The sequence below is a fragment of the Streptomyces sp. NPDC031379 genome (assembly GCF_055569615.1).
Map to the genome: position 1 here is coordinate 203,957 of NZ_JBVIIT010000007.1, position 20,448 is coordinate 224,404.

10 protein-coding genes are annotated in these 20,448 nt (G+C 68.3%); 3 read left to right on the plus strand and 7 right to left on the minus strand.

Annotated elements, in window-relative coordinates:
• Positions 1–95: 95 nt before the first annotated feature.
• The 7 genes from ACZ5CW_RS12770 to ACZ5CW_RS12800 form a co-directional block, all read right to left on the minus strand.
• Positions 96–2,861 (minus strand): ATP-dependent helicase, encoded by a 2,766-nt coding sequence (locus ACZ5CW_RS12770; RefSeq protein ID WP_468600398.1) that lies wholly within the window; start codon positions 2,859–2,861, stop codon positions 96–98.
• A gap of 122 nt (positions 2,862–2,983) precedes the next feature.
• The gene (locus ACZ5CW_RS12775; RefSeq protein WP_351335792.1) at positions 2,984–5,746 is read right to left on the minus strand and encodes a site-specific DNA-methyltransferase; all 2,763 of its coding nucleotides are present in this window, start codon (positions 5,744–5,746) and stop codon (positions 2,984–2,986) included.
• Between the two features lie 5 nt (positions 5,747–5,751).
• Positions 5,752–8,970, minus strand: coding sequence for a BPTD_3080 family restriction endonuclease (locus ACZ5CW_RS12780; RefSeq protein ID WP_351335789.1), 3,219 nt, complete (start codon positions 8,968–8,970; stop codon positions 5,752–5,754).
• Between the two features lie 78 nt (positions 8,971–9,048).
• A complete protein-coding gene (locus ACZ5CW_RS12785; RefSeq protein ID WP_351335786.1) occupies positions 9,049–10,413 on the minus strand; it encodes an AAA family ATPase in 1,365 nt (454 codons plus the stop codon).
• Complete coding sequence (locus tag ACZ5CW_RS12790; protein ID WP_351335783.1) at positions 10,410–11,927, minus strand: hypothetical protein; 1,518 nt, start codon at positions 11,925–11,927, stop codon at positions 10,410–10,412. The genes ACZ5CW_RS12785 and ACZ5CW_RS12790 overlap by 4 nt, the downstream gene beginning before the upstream one ends.
• The gene (locus ACZ5CW_RS12795; RefSeq protein ID WP_351335780.1) at positions 11,924–13,042 is read right to left on the minus strand and encodes a hypothetical protein; all 1,119 of its coding nucleotides are present in this window, start codon (positions 13,040–13,042) and stop codon (positions 11,924–11,926) included. Before ACZ5CW_RS12795 ends, ACZ5CW_RS12790 begins: the two co-directional genes overlap by 4 nt.
• A gap of 88 nt (positions 13,043–13,130) precedes the next feature.
• A complete protein-coding gene (locus ACZ5CW_RS12800; protein ID WP_351335777.1) occupies positions 13,131–14,006 on the minus strand; it encodes a hypothetical protein in 876 nt (291 codons plus the stop codon).
• 136 nt (positions 14,007–14,142) lie between these two features.
• Here ACZ5CW_RS12800 and ACZ5CW_RS12805 point away from each other — a divergent pair, with 136 nt between their 5' ends.
• Genes ACZ5CW_RS12805 through ACZ5CW_RS12815 form a run of 3 tightly spaced genes read left to right on the plus strand, consistent with a single transcriptional unit; the run spans position 14,143 to position 20,382 of the window.
• Positions 14,143–15,783: a PD-(D/E)XK nuclease family protein gene (locus ACZ5CW_RS12805; RefSeq protein ID WP_351335774.1), complete on the plus strand. Its 1,641-nt coding sequence runs from the start codon at positions 14,143–14,145 to the stop codon at positions 15,781–15,783.
• Positions 15,780–16,955: a pPIWI_RE_Y domain-containing protein gene (locus ACZ5CW_RS12810; RefSeq protein WP_351335772.1), complete on the plus strand. Its 1,176-nt coding sequence runs from the start codon at positions 15,780–15,782 to the stop codon at positions 16,953–16,955. The genes ACZ5CW_RS12805 and ACZ5CW_RS12810 overlap by 4 nt, the downstream gene beginning before the upstream one ends.
• Entirely contained in the window at positions 16,948–20,382 is a 3,435-nt protein-coding gene (locus ACZ5CW_RS12815) for a pPIWI_RE_Z domain-containing protein (protein ID WP_351335769.1), read from the plus strand. The genes ACZ5CW_RS12810 and ACZ5CW_RS12815 overlap by 8 nt, the downstream gene beginning before the upstream one ends.
• Positions 20,383–20,448 lie beyond the last annotated feature (66 nt).

Sequence of the window (20,448 nt, forward strand, 5' to 3'; positions counted from 1 at the left end):
TGCCAGATAGGGACGCAGACGAGACCATGCACCGCTCACGGTCGATCCTTCCTGGCCCATGCCCTTGCACGGGCCAGGAAGGAGCGGAGTGCCCGTCAGCCTTCGCGGCTACGGCAGATGCCCGCGAAGTCGCAGCCGGCACAGGAGGTGCACCAGTTCTCCAGGCGGGACAGCCGGTTGGTGCGCAGTGAATTCGCCGCCTCCGTGACCCGCTCGCCGAGGTCGGTCATGACCTTGGGGTCCACCATCTCCCGGGTGTCGCGTCCCGCCTTGTCGAGGTTGAGGACCTCGACGACGTCCGCGTCCTGCCCGGTCAGCTCTCGGTATCCGAGCACGTACAGGTGCAACTGGTCACGGGTCAGGTCCTCGGCCTGGGCGCGTTCGCTGGACTTGAAGTCGACGACCGACGTCTCGTTCGTGTCCAGCCGCTTGATCAGGTCGACGCGGCCGGTCACGGTAACGCCGGGGACCGGGTGGATCTCGACGGGCTGCTCGGAGTACCGCGTCTGGTGCAGGGTCGCGCCATGGCGCTCAAGGTAGCGGCGCACGGCCGTTTCGGCGGCGGGGCGGAGCTGGTCGGCCGCCGCCTTGTTCGCGAACGGGAGGTTCAGGTGGCGGTCAACGAGACCCTCCGCCTCCTCGGAGGTGGCGATGTCGCCCTCGATGGCACGTTTGTGGATCTCGGCCATGACGTCGTGCAGGGACTTGCCATAGCCGAGTTCCTTCTGCAGGGGCGAGTCGAAGCCGTAGAGCAGGCGGAGCTTGAAGGAGTATGGGCATTCGAAGAGGTACTTCAGGTCCGAGAAGGACATGACGACCTCGGGGGTGCCGCGCCTGGGGGTCGGCGTCAGTCGGTCATCGGGGGAGGGGACGACCTCCCGGGTCAGGACCGTGTGGACTCCCGTGGCTTCGTTGAAGAAGTCCGAGCGTTTCTTGCCAGTGCGCTTCTCGCTGGGAGCGAAGGAGAGCGCCAGGTACTTCTGGGCGCGGGTGACGGCGACGTAGAAGAGGCGCCGCTCGTCCGCCTCGGTGCCCCGGTAACGGGCCGCGCCCGGGATGAGGTCCTCCTCGACCACGTGGAAGACGCCGAGCCCGCCCCGGCCGGAGGCGGGGAATGTGTTCTTGCGCAGGGCGGGCAGGAAGACGGCGGGCCACTGCATGCCCTTGGCCTGGTGGACGGTGGCGATGACGACGGCGTTGGGCTGGGCGTAGCCGTTGTCCCCGTCGGACTCCTCGTAGTAGTCGGGTGCCTGGTGCTCGACCCACTTGGCGAACGCGTCGAACCGCTGCTGGGGCTCGCTGGTGAGGTGGATGCGCTCGAAGTCCCCGATCGCGGTGGAGAAGCGACCGAGGTTGTAGTAGACGAGTTCACCCCGCTCGCGCGGAACGCGCTCCTCGCGCAGCTCGACGGCTTCGAGGAAATCAAGGAAGACGCCTTGGAGCGTGGTGGAGTCCCAGGGCTTGGACGCGTCCCACCGCATGGCCGCGGTGAGCACGGGGAGTCCGGCGCGGACATCGCCCTCCGTGAGCCCGACGCCGGCGTCGACCCACGCGTCGATCACATCCTGCTCGTCGGCCTCCCCCGCGACGAACCGGAAGCAGCTGACGGCCGCCTGGACCTCCGGTGTCTCGAACAGTTTGGTCAGGCCCTTGATGACATACGGGATGTCGCGGCGCCGGAGTTCTTCGACGAGCGGGCCGGCGTCGGCCTTGACGGAGCGGAACAGGACGGCGAAGTCGGACCAGTCGAGTCCCCGGGGCTCGCTGCCTTCCCGGTCTTGGAACGGCACGCCGCGCAGCCGCTCGATGCGGTCGACGAGCCAGCCGGCCTCCGCCTCCGTGTCCGGGAATTCGAGTGCCAGCAGGTCGCCGCGCTCGAAGGTCTGGTGGCCCGCCGCTGTCATCGCCTTATTGAGGCGTTCGCCAGGCGGAATCTGCTCGACGACTCGACGCGCGAGGTCGACGATGGCGGGGCTGGAGCGGAAGTTCTCGTTCAGCGTGGCTCGGCGGACGCCCAGGTAGCGGTTCTCGATCGTGAGGATGTTCTCGACGGCACTGCCGCGCCACTGATAGATCGTCTGGTCGTCGTCACCGACCACGCAGAGGTTCGCCCCGTGGCGGGTGAGTCCGTGGATCAGCTGCTCCTGGACCGGGTTGGTGTCCTGGTACTCGTCGACGACGACGTACCTGACGGTCTCCTTGACATGCCGCTGGAGGCTCAGGACGGACTCGTCGCCCTCGTCGTTGTCGTCGTTGAGCAGGACCGCGGCGTTGTGGAGGATGGCTGTGTAGTCGAAGTACGCGCGTTCGCTGAGCAGTCGCATGTACTTGTCGAGCCCGTCCGCCACGTCGGAGCGGAGCCCGTCCAGATCCACGTCGTCCTCCCGGAGGATCGACATGACCTGCTGGTACAGCTTGGAGTTGACCCAGCGCCGCAGGGGCTTCGGGGTTCCCTGGACGATCGCGTTCGTTGTGGTCAGCCCTGACTGGGTGCTGTACTTGTCGATGATCAGGCGGGTCTGAACGTCGTTGAGGACGTTGTACTTGAACGCCTCGGGCACGTGGCTGTGCAGCAGGTCGAGGGCGTAGCCGTGCATGGTGCCGATGTACATCTCGGCGAGGCCGTGCACCTCGCCGTGGAGTTCGCGGATCCGTGTGTGCACACGCTCCTTCAACTCGCCTGCGGCCTTCTCGGTGAAGGTGAAGGCGACGATGTTCCTGGGCTGGACACCGGGCCGCCCGATCAGGCGGGCGATCCGTTGCGAGATCACCTCCGTCTTGCCGGAACCGGCGCAGGCGACGATGAGGAGGTTGTCGTCGTGGGTGTCGATGGCGGTGCGCTGGGCGTCCGTGAACTGCACTGTTCCCCCCGAAACTGGCTGTTGTGCTGGTGCTGGTGCGGTGACGTGGTGCTTTCGTGTGGCGTGGTCAGTGGCGGGTGGGGTGCGTGCCGTGGCGGTACGCACCCCACCCGGTGGTGGTGTCAGATGTCGATGGCTTTGAGGACTTCGTCGCCGTAGTAGTTGACGACCTTGACGGCGATGCGTCCGGACTCGGGCTTGGGGAAGGGGCGGGACTTCGTGGTGAAGAGGGTGGACAGCGCCTCGTCGTCGATCTGGCCCTTGAGCGTCTTGCCGAGCCGCTCGTACGGGTTGAGCCCCGTGGACTTCCCGTTCTCGCCCGAGAAGTAGACGTGGCGCACGATGAATGCCTCGGCGTCGTAGTCCGTGTCGATGGACCACATCATGATGTCGTCAGGACCTTCGGCGCGGACGTCACCCGTCGTCGGGTTGTAGATGTCAAGGCCCTTGATCTCGGCGACGAGCTGGCCGTCGCTCGTCTCCGTCAGCTCGATGTCGGGCTCACCGAAGACTGTGAACAGGTTTCCGGCGCCTGTGTTGGCGAGTTCGTCGCCCATGGCGAGGTCCGGGTTCATACGCACGTTGAGCACGGCCATCTTGCCGACCTGACGCTGCTGGATGACGGAGAACTCGCCTCGCTCCTGGTTGATCTCGTTGGTCGCTTCGGTCGCGTTCGCGTCGAAGGCGAAACCGAGGATGAGTAGAAGGTCGATCTCGCCGAACCGGAGCGCTTCACGGGCCGCGTTCTTGATGAACAGGGAGTCGACGGTTCCGTACTCGGGACCGAGCGCGATACCGACGCGGGCCGGTGTCCCCTCCTCGGCGTCCTTGCGGATGCCGACGGCGGTCAGTATCCGCCCGGACACCGGTTCGACCGACTCGAACTCCAGCCGCTCGTTCCGGTAGCCGTTCTGCACGCCGGCCTTCTTGACGTGCTCCAGGATCGTCTCCTCGTACGAGGCGCCGGACGGCATCATCTCGGCGGCCTTCTCGGAGGCGGGGACATCTTGGTCGAAGGAGACGGAGCGGTGCGGCGAGAGCGACTCGACGGTGAAGGGGCCGGCGACGCGGACGGCCTTCTTGTTCTCGTAGGGACGGTCGTACAGCGTCTCGAACTCGGCGTGCTTCTTGATCGCCTTGTCGATCTGGTCGCGGGTCATCCCCTCCTTGATATCGGGGTTGTTCGCGATCGACTTCAGCGTGATGTGCGGAACACGCTCGTAGACGAAGCCACGGCGGATGTCGTGCTTCGAGGGCGAGCGGTCGAGCGGCTGCTGGCTGAGTTCGGCTTCCTTGGACTTTCCTTCGGGGGAGTCGGCGAGGAGGTATGAGGGGTACAGAGCGCCCATAATGCGGTGGCGGGCAAGGGCGATAGCGACACGGGAAGAGTCGATGGTAATCCAGCGGCGCCCGTACTGCTCCGCTACATAGGCGGTTGTTCCAGATCCGCAGGTGGGGTCGAGAACCAGGTCGCCCGGGTCAGTGCACATGATCATGCATCGCGTCACAGCTGGAAGAGCAGTTTGAACGACGTATACCTTGTCGCCTCCGAATTGGTTCTGCCCCAGTGTGTCGGTCCAGACATCGCTCAACGGCATGGCCGGAAAATCGTCAAGATAACGAACGTAAGAGAGATTCTTTCCGCTGGTCGGGGCGACGCGGCCTGCGGCGATCAATTTTTGCATACCGGGCTCGTTGGTTTTCCAGCGGGCCTTAGGCCCGGGGTCGAATGATCGTCCCCCGATCTCTACCCTGAACCAAGATGCCGCACCCTCTCCCTTGGTGCGCCCCATGCTTTGACTTGTCAAATTATCGCCTGCGAAAATCCTGGCACCCTGAGGGAGAGTGGAGTTATCTGCGACCTCCGCCTTAGTTAGTGGCCGAACGGTCCCGTCAGCTAGGCGTACACGCGTGTACCCTGAACCGCCTGCGCCGCCGGTGGCTTTTTCTCGGAAGAGCTGGCGAAATTTCATGTCTTGCCGTGACTTGGCGTACCAGATAATGTAGTCGGCGGTGCCGCCGAATGTACTGGTTGAGCTGCTGGTCTTTAGGAATGTGATTTGCGAGACGAAATTCTCGCCTCCGAATACTTCGTCCAGGAGGCATCGCACAAGGTGTACGTTCTCGTCTCCGATTTGGACGAATACTGAGCCGGATGCCGACAGCAGGTCGCGCGCCGCAATCAGCCTATCCCTCAAATATGCTAGATATGAGTTGATGCCCAAATCCCACGTATCGCGGAAGGCCTTGAGTTGCTCCACTTCCCTCGTTGCTGAGGCGAGGGCCCCGTCCTTTACGTCCCGCGACCGTGCAGATACCTGCCAGTTCGAGTTGAACTTGATCCCATACGGCGGATCGATATACACCATCTGAACCTTGCCTCGCAGATTCTCCCGCTCCGCGAGGCTCGCCATCACCTGGAGCGAGTCGCCCAGGATCATGCGGTTGGTCCAGTTCATCTGGTGGTTGTACCAGTCGACCTTGTCCAGCTCATCCGGGATACCGTCGTCGAAGAACTCGGTACCGAAGAGCGAGAGTTCCTCCCGGGCGCTCTCACTTCCCTCGCTCTCCCGCCGCCTCTTCGTCTCGTCCATCAGCTGCTTGACGAGGTAGCGCGGCTCGATCCGCTCCTGCCGGAAGATCGGGGGGGCCGGGACCTCCAGGTCCTCGCGGTCCTGCTCGTCCTTGCCCTTCCAGACAAGCTGGGGGTCCTTGGCGAAGTCGCGCTTGCCACGCCAGGTCATGGCAGCCTCGACTGCCTCCGTGACCAGGTCGAACGCGTCCGCCGTCGGGTTGTTCACTCGTGTTTCCTCATGCTTTATGGCCTCTACGGCCTTGGTGCTGTTCGCGGCGGTCTTCGCACTGCGCTTCCGGGGAGCGGCCATCGTGCTTACTTCCCTTCCTCGTCGTCGTTGCCGTCGTGCTGCCGCCGCTGCCGGGATTCGCCCTCGGCCTCGCGCGCCGCGCTGAACAGGTCGTCGTCCCAGGGGTAGTCATCGTCGCCCCAGTCCGCTTCGTCATCGTCGCTCTTGAGCCTGTCCAGGCTCTTGAGCCCTTCCTCGCACAGCCCCGTCAGCGCCCCGTCGCCGTAGAGCGACTCGATCGCGGCCGCCAGGCCGGACTTGAACGTGGTCGGGTTTTGAGACAGCTCGACATAGCCCCACTTGCCGAAGCCGCCGTGGTTGTTCACGGCCGCGCACCACATCCGCGCGGTCTCCGCCTTCACCGCCCGCTTGCCGGCCGACTTGCGCGAACCCGAGACCTCCACGATCAGGTGGCGCTGCTCGTCGTCCTCGTCCCGGGGCTTGAGCCGGACGATGAAGTCGGGCAGGTACCGGTGCGTACGTCCCGCGAAGAGGTAGGGGATCGCGAACTCTAGGTGGTCGTTCTTGACGTACGACTGCACGTTCTTGTTGCCGTCGAGCAGAGTGGCCAGGATCTGCTCCCACGTGTTGCCGTCTATCCCGTCGAGCACGACGTAGTTCACCGGCGACTTGTCCTCGTCGGCCTCGTAGACCGCCTTGGTGGTGTAGAAGTCCACGTTGTCGGTGGAGCCTTCCGGCGCATAGCGCGCGAAGATGGGCAGCACCTTGGACGTGTTGTTGCCTTCCTGGCGGTTCAGCGCGGCGAAGAACAGCTCAGCCGCCCGTTGCCGCTCCTCGGAGACCTGGGAGATGATCGCCAGGGCACGCTGGTTGTCAGTGCCGACGCAGTGTGTGATCCAGTCCTTGGCGAGCCGTACCAGGTTCGGGAACATCCACGGCTTACGTCCAAGTTTCGGATCCTCCAGCAAGTCCAGTGCGTGTTTGGCCAGTTGGAAGGAGACCTGCTGCACGCGGATGTCCCTGCCGTCGACCAGCGTGTGCCGGGCCTGCTCTCCGACGATGCCCTCCACATCGGCCCGCGTGGCGACGCCCTCGTCGACCTTGAACGGCTCCGCCTCGGTGAAGTCCGCGTAGAACTGCGCCTCCTCCACCTCCACCCGGTATCCCTCCAGGCAAGGGAAAGTGATGCGCAGGTCCTCCCGGTCCCTCATGGCCCGGACGTGCTTCGGCTCCGGTCGAGGCTTGGACTTCAGCTCCCGGTTCGGATCCGTCTGGATGAACTGGAATGGGATGCCGTAGACGTCCGCGTACTCCGGTTCCAGCAGCCCCTCCTCGTTGACCGAGTACGAGATGCGGCGCAGACCGCGGCCCACCACCTGTTCGCACAGCAGGTGGCTTCCGAAGGCACGCACGCCCAGGATGTGCGTGACCGTGTTGGCGTCCCAGCCCTCCGTCAGCATGGACACGGACACCACGCACCGCACGTCCTGCCCGAGCTTGCCCTTCTTGCCGACAGTGTTCAGGACTTCGCGCAACAGATCGGCGTCCTTCAGCGCCTCCACGTCGCGGTCCGGGAACCGGGTGCGGTACTCCTCCTTGAACGCCTCCAGTTCCTCGGCCGCCGCTGCCTTGAACTGGGCGTCGAGCTGGGGGTTGTCGGACTCCAGCTGCGCCGAGTCGACCAGGATGGTACGCGGGACGGCATAGCGGCGGCCCTGGGCGTCGTAGTTGGAGAAGTGTTCCAGCATGCCCGGCTTGCCGAGTCCGTCGGCGTCCGGGAGCTCACGTCCGGCGATCTGGTCGTACACCCACTTCGAGACCGTCGTGTTGTTGCAGACGATGATGAACACCGGGGGCGTGGATCCGGTGCCCCGGGTCTCCTCCTCCCACCGCGCGAACGCCTGCGCGTAGTTCCGGTACAGGCTGTGGGCGGCACCTTCCAATACCGGGGGGAGCGTCTTGTCCGCGAGCGTCTCCGGCTTCTGGGCGCGCGTCGGCATCTTGTCCCTGATGTGCTCCCACAGGTTCAGGTACGAGACGTCCTTGTGTTCAGCGTCGTCGTCCACCGGTACACGCGGGATCTTGACGAGGCCCGACTCGATGGCGTCCAGGAGTCCGAAGTCGCTGACCACCCACGGGAAGAGGGTGCCCTCCGGGTAGCCCGAGCCGTTCAGGTAGAAGGGAGTCGCGGAGAGGTCGTAGACGGTCTTGATGCCGGTCTTGCGCATGATGTGGTTCAGTCCGTCGAACCACTGACGAGCGTGCTTGTTCTCCTCCTCGGCCTGCTTCTTCTCCTCCCCCTTCAGCTCGTCCAGGGTGACGGCACCCTCCAGGGCGGCCCCGCGAGTCTGGTAGCAGTGGTGAGCCTCGTCGTTGAAGACGATGATCTCGCCCTTGCTCCCGCCAAGATCGCGCAGGACCCGGTTGACCATCATGGGGGGCGTCTCGACGAAGGGGTCGTCCTTGGACTTGGCCAGGAGCAGCTTCTTGGTCTTGGACGCGAGTCCCTGACCCTCCCGCGTCGTCCGGAGCATGAACGTGTGGTAGTTGGTGATCGCCACCTGAGCCTGACCGAGCGCACCCCATAGGTCTGCGGGGACGATGTCCCGCTCCTTGTAGTAGTTGTTCGGGTCGGAGGGCATCAGCACGCGCAGCCGGTCCCGGATGGTCACACCGGGCGCCACCAGGAGGAAGCGCTTGGCGAACCGGCGGTCCTGCGGGCCGGCGACCTTATTGAGGGTGTTCCAGGCGATCAGCATCGCCATCACCACGGTCTTGCCCGCGCCCGTCGCCATCTTCAGGGCGACTCTGGGCAGGCCGGCGTTGTGCTCCTGATTGGCCTCGTCCAGGTGGGCACCGATCCACGTCTTGCCGAGCTTCGTGCCCACCTCGGTCAGGTAGATGGCGGTCTCCACGGCTTCCACCTGGGCGAAGAACAGCTTCCGCTCCCGGGTAGCGTCCGTCCAGTACTCCAGAAGACGACGAGTCGTAGGCGTGATGTTCGGATACCCGGCCTGGCGCCAGCGGGAGACCTCGGCTCGGATGTTGCCGATGACGTCCTGGCCTTTGCGCTCCTCCAGGATGCCGTCGAGAAACAGCTCGTGCTGGACGCCGGCGCCGGTCTTGCGTCCCTTCCTGGCACGCGGTACGGGCATCCAGGTCTCGCTCGGGCGGCGCCCGGCAACCCGCTCGCCGGTCGGCTGGCCGCGCTGGTCCAGCTCCCAGTGCCAGGCCGGTTCAGCGTACGGCGAATTGATGATCGGGTTCTCGATCACTGCTGCCATGTTCTGGATATCTCCCTCACGCCACGTCTGCGTGGACCGTACAGTCTGCCACCGACAATGACCCCATTCGTCCCATGATCACGTCGCCCGCACCCGGTGCTCCCCCCGCTCCAGCCACCCCATAACCACCTGATGCGCCCGCCACCCATCCGGAAACTTCGGCGGCACATCCAGGTACACAGGACTGCTCCGCGGATGCCGGTCCAGCAGGTCCCTGATGCCGGCGCGGGCCACCACGACGCACGCGAAGCGATGTCGGGACAGCAGGACGCACAGGCGGCCCGTCTCCAGGTGGAAGGCGGAGGCGTCCTGGCGGCCGGACAGCGGGTGCCAGACCAGGGTGACGTCGAATTCGCGGCCCTGGAGGCGGTTGGCGGTGTCCACGGTGATGTCGGTCAGGCCGCGGGCGGCGAGGCGGGAGCGGACCGCGTCCGCCTGCACGGTGCGTGCCGTGCCGATCGCGATGCGCGACGCGTTCAGGGGCTCCCCGTTGACCAGCGCGCCGCGCTCCAGCAGCCGGGCCGCCGTCGCCGCGAGGGCGTCCGCCACCTCCGGGTCCTGGTCCAGGGTGTGGCGGGCGGGGAGTTCCAGGTGGCCCCAGCCGGAGTCGGCGGCCCGGGCAAGGACGTCGTCCAGTGGGGTGGAGCCGTGGGACAGGCTGGCGTACGACAGGACGCGCTCCGGTGCCGTCGTACCGGGGACGAACCGGTAGAAGGGGTAGAAGGCTCGCTCGACCAGGGGTGCCGCCGTCTCCGGGAGGCGCCAGGAGACGGGGAGCTGGTGGCGGAGGAGGTCGGGGTTGTGGGCGAGGGTGACGTCGACCGCGTTGCGCAGGGGGTCCCAGGTCAGGCCGTGCCAGCGGTCGGTCTCCACGGTGGCGAAGGGGTCGAGCTGGCCGGGGTCGCCGACGAACAGGACCTGCGAGTCGTCCTGGGCGAACAGCGGGGCCGTCGCGAGCAGCCCGTCCGAGCGCATCTGGTACGCCTCGTCGACGATGGCCCACCGCCACGGCGCGCACTTGTCCGGGGTGACGAACGACCACTTCTTCGCGGTGGACACCACGACGGGCAGGTCACGCAGGTCCGTCACCTGGTTGCTCCCGGTCACGTTGGGGTGCCGGGTGACGCGGGGCGGGAGGACGTGGCCACTGGCATGGAGGCGGCCGAGTGCCAGACCGGGGTGCTCCCGCGCGATGCGGTCCACCAGGTCGTCGACCTGCTCGTTGGTCTGCGCGACGATCATGAGCTGGTGGCCGGCGGACGTGAGGTGCCCGGTGGCCTTCACCACCAGCGTGGACTTTCCAGCTCCGGGCGGGGAGTCCACGACGACGCCCCGGCCGGGCGCGGTGTCGAGGCTGGTCAGGATCCCCGCGACCGCCCGGTCCGCGCGTTCGCCGGGGGTGAGGGCTTCGGGCTCCCCGGTGTCGGGAAGGAGGGCGGTCACTCCCAGGTCTCCTCTGCGTCCTCGTCGGTGGGCTCGTACGGCTGCGGCGGACCGCCGTGGGTCCAGGGGGTGTTCTCCTCGTCGGGCAGGGCGGACGGCATGGCCGTGGGGTTGAGCGTGGTGTACGTCAGCTCCTCGCCGGCCTCCGCGAGGGTGCCGGACGGCGCCGGGGGCTTGCGCTTCCTCTCGAAGCCGCCCTCGAGCTGGAGCACCACGGTGTGGCCGCCGTCGTCCTCCCGCCGTACTTCGAGGATCCGAGCTCCTTGGCCGGGCCGGGCGGGGGACTTCACCTCCGTGCCGACCGCGAGACCGACGCGGGCGTCGGTGCCGGTGCGCAGGCTGATCGTCGGGCGCCAGACCTGGGAGCCGGGACGGTCGCCGGGGGCGAAGCGGTCCTCGTCCCTGGCCGTCACCGTGCCCGTGAACGCCTCGCCGGTCAGCTCGTACTCCGCCATCACCAGCGGGTCGTCGAACGCGCGCTCCGCCTCGTAGCGGGTGACCGCGTCCTCCAGCCGGGCCAGGCGGCGGGCGGCTCGGACGGCCTGGTCGCGGCGGGCCTGCGGGCGGCCGTCGGCGTCCAGGTACTCGGCGTACTCGGAGAACCAGCGCCGGTCTCGGGACCAGCGGTCGGAGACGTGGGTGCCCTCCGGCAGCCCGCGGAGCAGTTCCACGCCGTGCCACATCAGCCGCCAGGTGGGAAGCATCTGGCCGCTCAGCTCACGGTCGATCTGGCGGCCGACCGCCTCGCGTCCGCGGTCGTCGGACGCCTCGTCGTAGCGCGTCATCAACTCGTGCAGGGTCCGGTCGAAGACCGGGTCCGTGGACGGACCGGCCGGCGGCCACACAGCGGGGTCCTCCGCCTCCCGTGCCGCCCGCGCGCCGTCGTTGTCCTCCGGTGGATCAATCCAGGAGAGCAGGGACGCGAGGTGGGAGTCCTCGGAAGAACTCTGGCCGGTGGCCCAGTTGGCGGCGAGCAGCCGTGTCATCGCGAGCATCACACCGGAGTCCGGGAACTCGGCCAGGTCCGCGAACCAGGTCAGCCACTTGCCGAGGGTGGGCACGGACGGGTCGACCGCGTACGGCCCCTCGGTGGCGCGCAGTCTGGTCAGCCGGCCGAGCAGGCGCACGTACGCGATGCCCTCGCCGTTCGGGACGAGGAGCTGCGGAGCCCGCTGGAAGCGCAGGCGTTCCTCCTTCTCCTTGCCGCGGCCGACGGTGTAGGGCTCCGTCTCCGTCCGGCACCCGTCGATGTACGCGAGGAGGAGTGCGGCCAGGCGCTCGGCGAACCGGAAGCGTTCGGCGCGGTTGCGCGGCTGGCGGACGGTGAGGAGGGTCGGGTGCTCGGGGTCCGTACCCGCGAGCGCGGCCAGGGGTGCGCACGCCTCGCCGGCGAGGGTGAGCGGCACCAGGACGAACGGCTTCTCGTCCAGGTGCTGGTGGCGGACGGTCGTCAGCGGTTCGGCACGGCCGGTGCGGGACGCCGTGAGCGTCGCGACGGTGGACAGGACGCTCATGCGGCCCCCCGGCGGAGTCGGCGCAGCTGGGCGGCGGCGCGCAGCAGGTCGGCGGCTTCCGCCTCGGCCTCTCCGGGGGCGGCGACGCCGTCCAGGTAGTCGAGCGCGGTGCGGGTGGAGTCGATGCCCGGCAGGTCGTTGCGTACGCCGCTGCCCAGGCGGGCCGGCGAGGCGCATCCGTCGGCCTCGTCGCGGCAGTAGCGCGCCATTTCGCAGAAGGACAGGCAGGAAGGCGTGTACGACGCGTCCAACGCCTCTATGGAAGAGGAGAGTTCGTCCGCGCTTCGGGTCGTGTCCAGGGTCGCCGTCTCGGGGAGCCGGGCCGCGAGGTCCTCGGCGCGCCGCAGCCGGGAGAGCTGGAACTGGAGGGCGTCGAGTTCCTGCCGGAGGTCGATCAGGCGGCCGTAGGGGCGGTTGGAGAAGTCCTTGGGGCAGACGAGCAGGAACTCGTGGGAGATCTGCTCGGTGGGCAGGCCGGCCGTCTCGAAGGCGCGGTGCAGGGCGAGGACGTACACCGCGGCCTGCTTGGCCGCCTCGGCGACGGCGGTCGGATTGGCCTGGCCGTCGATCGCCGCGAACGAGCGGATGAGGACGACGTGGAACTTCCCCCCGATGCGGTGGGTGACCGCGTCCGGTTCCAAGTACGCCGTCTGACCGGCGACTTCGAGGGTGAGCACGGGACGGTCGAGGATGAGCCGTACGTCCTGGCCGGAGGCCACGTGCGCGATGAGGCGGCGGGTCTCCCGCTCGCGCAGGTGCAGGGCCGTGTTGCCCCCTACGTCGTTGAGGTCGGTGACATGGGCCTCCGCCACGGGGACGGAGAGCTGCTCGCGCAGCAGCCGGATGAGCTCGGCGTAGCTGCCCCACTTCACGAGGCCGTGGAACGCCTGTTCGCGGGCGAGGGCGAAGGGGGACTGGCCGAAGCGCGGCTCGTATCCGACCTGCTGGGCGAGCAGTGCCTTGTCCACCCCGGCGGCGTCGAGGACGGCGCGGCGGGCGCAGGCGGGATTGGCGGTCAGGGCGGTGATCTTGCGGGCGGTGTACGGCTGAGGGGGCTGCGGTCCACGCAGCCGTGCGAGTCGGTCGTCGGGAGGTTCGGACTGCTGCGAGGGCATCGTCTCTACTTCGGGAACGTCTTCGGGAACGTCTTCAGGAGCTCACCGGCGTGCGAGGCGTCTGACGTCATCCGTCGGAAAGGGGTCGTCAGGACAGGGTCCCACTCGCGTCGCGCAGGGCGTCACGCATCGGTGCCGCACCGAACAGCTGCTGTACGTCGGAGAGTTGGGTACGGGCGCGCTGCGCGGCCGCTTGCCGTTGCTGGTCGTCCTCCTGCTGGTGGACGGCCGCTTCGGCGTGGGCGGCGGCGATCACGCGGGCGGGGTCGGGCTCCGGGGCCGCGGCGTCGTAGGCGCCCGGGATCGTGAGGGCGAAGCGGCGCAGCAGCCGCCAGGCCGCGTCTGGGGCCGGATGCCCCGCAGTGGTGAGTCGCTGGATCTGCTCGGCGGTTCCCACCGCGTGAGTGAGGAAGTCGGTGCGTGGGCTGAGTGGGCCGATGATCCGCCGCTCCACGGGCCAGGTGGACAGGGCTAGGAGTCCGCGTGCGGGGACCAGGCGGTCGTGGGTCAGTGCCGCGCAGATGTAGTACGGGCGGGCATAGCCCTGTGCCGTGAAGGATCGCTCCTCGTCGCGGCGGAGGGACGCGAGTTTGGTGGCGACCAGCGACTCGGTGAAGAACGCCTCGTACGTGGACGAGATGAGCTTCGGAGAGGCAGGGGCGCCCAGCAGGGTGAGCGCCTGGTGGACCTGTTCGCGGATCGGGATGGAGCCGTGCGCCGGGCGCTCCGTGCGGCGTGGTGCGCCTGTGGTCGCCGACGCCTGCGGGGCCGGGGGCTCGGCCGGGAGTGTCTCGCCGTCCGGTTCCGCCTCGGTCTCGAGGGCGTGCTCCCAGGCGGCCTCGGCTTCGCGCAGCGCGCGACGGATGCGCGCGGTTTCGGCCTTGTCCCGTGCGCGCACGGCACCGCGCAGCTCGGTGCGCAGGTGGGACAGGCGCTGCTCGAGTTCCTCCAGTGATGCCGCCATGTGGGGCAGCTTAGCGCAGCAACCAACCTATGCCAAGAACTTCCAATGAGTTCCAAGATTACCTGCTACGGTCGAGTGCGGCGGCGCACCCGGCTGGTCCGAAGGGTGCCGTCTGTTCCGAGACAAGGGGGAGGCAATGAGTCACGACACGACGGCATGGCACAAGCCGCACTGGCTGACCGGGAATGACGACCTCGTTCGCGTGGGGCCCGGTACGGGCGGGAGCGAGGAGCACACCTGCCCCTCGCACGCCGCTGCCAAGGCCCGGCCCGGTCTCTGGCCGGCCCGGCGTCTCCGTCTTCCGAAGCCGGAGCTCGAGACGTTCACCCTCGGGCCTGTGATGGACGCCGTGGACCGGGTCGAATTCCACGGTGAGACACCCGACCAGGCCCTTGCAGGGCTGCGCTCCCGCACCCCCGCCCTGCACCCCGGTCACCTGACGTATGCCGAGCACGCCCTCCGTACGTACATAGAAGCGTGCGCCGACGATGGTGAGCAGCGGCTGCGGCCGGTCCGTCCGTACTGGGTGGCCCAGCGGGAGAACGGCAAGTTCTGGGAGATGTACGCCTGGTGGCGCAGGTACGAGTCGGCCGACGGACGCCTGCGCGAGTACCGACGGTTGCGGCACGGCGAGGCCAAGGACTCCGAGCCCGGCGAGATCGCCATCGCCGTGTACGTGGCCGTTCACGGGCGCCAGGCGGCCTGGCCGCGGAAGTGGGCGCGCGCGTTCCAGCCGTATGGCCCCACAGCCCGGCCCGAGCGGGTGCGTGTCGTCGAAGTCGGGCTCTCCGACGGACGGCCGCGCGTGCAGTTCGACGGGACGGCCGAGGAAGCCGAGGCCTACTACGCCGAGCACGGGCACGCGCACGTGGCGCGTGTCGTGGCGGGCGGCAGGCCGGCACCCGGCTCATCCTGCGTGGACTGCAAGCAGTTCACGGGCTGCGAGGCCGTGCCGCGCAGGCCGGGGGTCCTCGGCCTTCCCTCGCGGGTGGCACCGCTGAGGAAGGTGTCGGTCAGCGATCTGCGCTATCACGCGGCCTGCCCCGCACAGGGGTTCCTCCGTTCTCTGCACCTGCCCAAGTCTGACGAATACGGCAGCGCGGCCAGGCTCGGCCAGGCGGTGCACGGCTGGATCGAGAAGCTGCACCGGCGCCCGGAACAGCCGCCGTGCGCGGTCGGCGACATGCCCCCGGCGGGCGAGAACTGGACAGAGGGACGCTGGCGGGTCTCCGACGAGGACGCCGCGACCGGTCGGGACATGCTGCTCCACCACGTCGACGCCTGTCCCTTCCAGGACGCCGCACTCATCCAGCGGGTCGAGCCCGAAGCCCTCCGAGTCGTCCACGACACCGCGGCGCAGGCCGTCGTCATCGCCAAACCCGACCTGCTCTACCAGGAGGACGGCTCGTGGGTGTGGCGGGAGCTCAAGACGACACGGAAGCGGCGCCGCCACCACGAGGACCTTCTCGACACCTACCCCCAACTCGCCTTGGCGGTTGCGCTCCTGGCTCAGGGTGCGCTGGGCGGCGATCCGGACGGCTCGCGCGTCGAGGTGGAGATCCTCCGGCCGGACGGTTCCGATCCCCACGTGATCGACCCGACGGACCCCGGCCGACAGCGGAAGGCGCTGTCGGTGCTGCGGCGGTACGCCGGCCCGTGGCGGGAGGACGAGACATGGGACGCCCGCCCCGGACCGCATTGCCGGTCCTGCCCGGTCTCCCGGTGGTGTCCGAGCGCCGCGCCCGACGGCGCCGTCGCGGGAGAGGGGGAGTCGTGACCACGACCGACATGAGGGAGGCACGGTCCGAGGACGCCGTCGGCACGGACGAGGGGTTGCTCCGACAGATCGCCAGCGCCCTGGCGTGCCTGTCCCGGCAGCGGACCGTACCCAACCCGGTCTACCCGGCGAAGGTGCAGAACGCGTACAACCGCCTCGTCCTGCACTGCCTGCGCCGGGGCGAGGAACCGCCGGGCAGCGTGCCGCAGATGGTTCGCTGGGCTGGTGAACGGCCGCTGATCGAGTGGCCGTTGGAGCTGCCGCCCGACAACTTTCCCGGAGCGGCCCTGCTCGTCGATCCGGAGACCCGGCTGCCGCACCAGCTGTGTCTGGAGTGGGAGGTGAGCGCGGCCGACCCGGCGGCCGAGCTCTTCGAGAACGAACGCATCCGGGAAGCCCTCGCCGTGTGCCGTGCGGCCAAGGCCCCGCAGGCCTACACCGCGTTCCGGGCTCTGCTCACCTCCAGGCCCGTGCTGACCGGCGCCGAGCTGGCGCTGCTCGGCGGCGATCCCGACTGCGGGATGCTGCTGCACGACGTGATCAAGCGCTGCTACGAGCCTGTGCCCGCCTCCTATCTGAGGCGGGGCACGTACCGGCAGTGCGCTCGCTGCCGCTGCCTGATGGTGCCGCTGCTGCACGGCAGCCACCGCTGCGAACTGGACCGGTGCCGCCGCGACGGCACATCGGACGAAGGCACGCCGCTTCGTGCCGACAAAGGCGGGGTCTTCCAGCTCAGCCGCCCCCTGCGGATGTTCATCACCAGCCCTGGGCTCGCGGAGACCGATCTGCAAGCCGCCCTGGAGGAGAAGTTCGGGATCACCGCCGAGATGTGGCCCAACTACGACGCGTATGACCTCCGCGTCCCCCTGCCGGGGCGACGGCACTGGGCGGTGGACGTCAAGGACCGGGTGAACCCCGTTCTCCTGGCGCGCTCCCTCAAGCCGTTCAGGAACGAGCCGCCGTACGACCGGGCGTTCCTCGTCGTGCCCCGCTACCGCTTCCGCGACAACGAGGCGTATGGGCGGCAGTTCCGCCGAAACCTGCCGGAGGACCTGGCCGATCGGGTCACCCTGCTGGACGACCAGGCCTTCCTGCGGCTGGTCGCCGATGAGATCTCCACCCCACGTGACAAGGCGGGGGACCCGCGTACCGAAGGAGGACGCCGTGCGTGACCGTAGGGGATGGCACCGGCGCTGCTCGCCGCAGCAGCTCACCGAGGTGTGGCCGGCGAACCTCGGCAGCTTCCGCCCCGGCGACCTTCTCGACGTCGAACTGGGCCTGTATCTCTTGCAGGACGTGACGCCCACCCGCACGGCCGCCGATGTCTGGCCGCTGTTGGGCGGTTACCCGTACAGCGAGGTGTTCGGAGACGTTCGCAGCGACGAACAGCGGCTTCGTGTTCTGCGCGCCCGCCACTATCTGTGGGACATGCGGCGACGGCACGCCTGGTCGGAGGCGCTGATCGACTACCTGAAAGTCCCCCAGCACCTGCGCGGATACGACATCGACGGACCCGGCTCCGTACCACGCCGTCGCGAGCCGTCGCGCGCCGCACGCCGTTTCGAGATCTTCGAAGAACTGCTCAGCACCGCTCCGCGGTTCGCGACGCGGTCCATTCCGTTCGCCGAGGAGGGAGAGCACACCTTCCGGGTGCAGGACCGTACCCACTCCGTGGTGTTCGACGAGGAACTGCTGACGGACACCCTGCCGCGGGCCCACGCGCTTGACGCACCACCGGCCGGGCGTGGAGAGCCCGTCGACGTCACCTGGGAAGAGCTCGAGAAGGCCGCCGACGAGATGGACGCCGTCGAGGCGACGGCACAGGGGCCGCGCAACGGCTGGGCCGGGCGGCTCCGGCGGGTGAAACTGCTCGTGCGCGACGCGGAACTCGGCCGCTTCACAGAACAGGGACGGCTGAGGATCGACCGGCTGCTGCACCTCGTGGGGATGGTGGGAGCCGGCAAGTCCACCCTCCGGGACATCCTGACCTACCACCTCGTGACCCGGACACCCCGCCGGGTCACCATCGTCGTCGGCGATGTGGCCGAGACGCTCGCCGTGGTGGAGCAGTTCGACCGGCTCGGTGTGCGGGCGGCGCCGATCCTCGGGCACTCCACCAGGGAGCGCAACATCAACCGGCTGCACCGCCGCACTGCCACGGCCGGCGCCGCCACCATGCTCGGGCACGACCACGCGGGCTTCGCCTACCTCAGCAGCGCCTGCCCCGTCGACGTGCTGCGCGGCCTGGAAGCCCGCCGCCCGCTCGGCGTCCGTGAAGCACCGTGCATCACGCTGTACACCGTCCCCGAGCAGGAGGCCACGGACGGCGATCCCCTCCTCGACGAGGAGTACAGCACGCAGCGTGACGCACAAGGCCCGAAGCCGCAGCGGAGACTGTGCCCGTTGTGGAACCGCTGTCCGCGCCACCGCGGGGCTCGTGATCTGGTCGACGCACAGGTGTGGGTCGCTACCCCGGCCGGTCTCGTGCACAGCTCCGTCCCACTGCACCAGCACCAGGAACAGCTCCGGTACCTCGAACTCGCATGCCGAATCAGCGACCTGATCATCGTCGACGAGGCCGACCGGGTGCAGATGCAGCTCGACACGGCCTTCGCGCCGGCCAGCACTCTGGTGGGCAAGGCCCCGAACTCCTGGTTCGACGAGGTCGCCGTCCACAAGTTCCAGCAGATGGCCCGGGATGGCCGGCTCCAGCTGTCCGCCCGTGACGTCGACGACTGGACCAACGCCGTCAACACGGTCAGCGCCGCCACCGACCGCCTCTTCGCCCTGCTCGTCAAGGACGACAAGCTCAGGCGATGGATCAGCGTCGACTACTTCAGTGCCTTCACCCTCCACAACCTGCTGCTGGACAGCTGGTTCCCGGGGCGGAAGGAGGGCGAACGCCCGCCTGCGGCGGCCCGGACGCTGGACGGTGCGCTCGGCCGGTTCCGCGACGACCCGCTGCACGAGCAGCAGAGCACGGGAGACGACGATGGAGTGACACCCTTGGTGAACACCTTCGTCCACCTCGCCCTGGAACTCCTGCACGCGCCCCAGGGAGCACGGACGCGTGAGAGGCTGCGCGACACCCTCACCGACATCGTCGGAGACGACAGCACGGTGCTCGCGGACGCCGACCTCCAGGCCCGGCGCTTCGAGTTCACCCTGCTCCTTTCCGCTCTGCACAGCCGTCTCGACTTCATGACCACGCTGTGGCCGCGCGTCGAGGCCGCCCTCAATCTCGAGAGCGCCTCGAACGTGCTCTCCCGCAGGCCCCCCAAGGACTACGAGGCGGTCATCCCCGAGTCGCCCATGGGTAACGTGCTCGGCTTCCAGTTCCGCCACGACGACCGTGAGCGCGATGGTGACCGCAGCGGTGAACTCCGCTTCTTCCACTGCAACGGCGTGGGCCGCGAACTGCTCATGCGGCTCGGTGACCTGTGCGCCGTGGACGGCCGCCCGGGCCCGCACGTCCTGCTCATGTCCGCAACGAGCTGGGCGGGCACGTCGAGCAGGTACCACGTGCACGCCGACGTCGGTGCCGTTCTGCGTCCTCACGACGAGGAAGTCGAAGCCGTCCTGGGCAGCGAGTTCCGCAAGGAGTTCTTGTACTGGCCCGGAAACGACCGGCCCAAGCCGCTGCGCCTGTCCGGCTGCGACCCCGAAGAACGGCCCCAGGCCCTTCTGCACATGCTGCACCAGCTCGCGGTGCCCGACCGGAGTCTGCCCGACGCCGAGAGCATGCTGGACGCCGAGCTGAAGGAGATCGACGATCCGGACCGCCGCCGCATCCTGTTGCTCGTCGGCAGCTACGACGAGGCACGTCGGGCCGCCGAGTACCTCAACCAGATCCCCGAGTGGAACGGTCGCGTCACCCGACTGGTGTCCGACGACGCGGACTCCGACACCGCCTGGACCCGGCTGCCGGAGGACGCTGCCGCACGGACGCTGCCCCGCGGTGACGTGAAGGCTTTCCCTTCGGTCGGCGGCGACATTCTCGTCGCGCCGCTGCTCGCTGTGGAGCGGGGACACAACATCGTCCTGCGCGATGGCAAGGCGGCCATCGGCACGGTCTACTTCCTGGCACGCCCACACCCTCGGCCCGACGACATCGCGCTCGCCATCCAGTCCATCAACGACTGGGCCGTACGCCAACTCCGGGATGCTGACGGATCCTTCCGGCAGAACGCGCTCGCCGCCGCCACCCCCGACCAGGCGGCTGTGGCGTTCCGCAGCCGCGCACGCCGTCAGTGGAACCGCTTCCTCACCCGGCGGCTGGCCTGGTCCAGCCTGCGGGACGAGGAGAAGACGGCGTTCACCTGGGACCAGCTCGTCGTCATGTGGCAGGTCATCGGTCGTCTGGTGCGCGGCGGCGTGCCGGCCCGGGTGGTCTTCGTCGACGCGGCTTTCTCTCCCAGAGAAGCCGGATTCCAGGACACGGACACCCCAGACACCAGCCTACTGGCGAGCATGCGTGAGGTGCTCGCCCCCTTCTTCGAGGACGGGAACACGGCGGAGCGGCACCTTGCCCCGATCGACAAGTCCCTGGTCCGTGAGCTGTACGAACCGCTCTACCGCGCCCTGGTGGACATGGGCTGACGGCATCCGTCACCACACCGCACCCCCGACGTGTTCGCGTCGCGTCCGAAGACTTAACGCCTTGCT

Bases quoted from the DNA above. Each gene is read 5' to 3' on its own strand.
- ACZ5CW_RS12775 (WP_351335792.1), bottom strand. From the start codon at position 5,746: ATGGCCGCTCCCCGGAAGCGCAGTGCGAAGACCGCCGCGAACAGCACC.
- ACZ5CW_RS12780 (WP_351335789.1), bottom strand. From the start codon at position 8,970: ATGGCAGCAGTGATCGAGAACCCGATCATCAATTCGCCGTACGCTGAA.
- ACZ5CW_RS12790 (WP_351335783.1), bottom strand. From the start codon at position 11,927: ATGAGCGTCCTGTCCACCGTCGCGACGCTCACGGCGTCCCGCACCGGC.
- ACZ5CW_RS12795 (WP_351335780.1), bottom strand. From the start codon at position 13,042: ATGCCCTCGCAGCAGTCCGAACCTCCCGACGACCGACTCGCACGGCTG.
- ACZ5CW_RS12800 (WP_351335777.1), bottom strand. From the start codon at position 14,006: ATGGCGGCATCACTGGAGGAACTCGAGCAGCGCCTGTCCCACCTGCGC.
- ACZ5CW_RS12805 (WP_351335774.1), top strand. From the start codon at position 14,143: ATGAGTCACGACACGACGGCATGGCACAAGCCGCACTGGCTGACCGGG.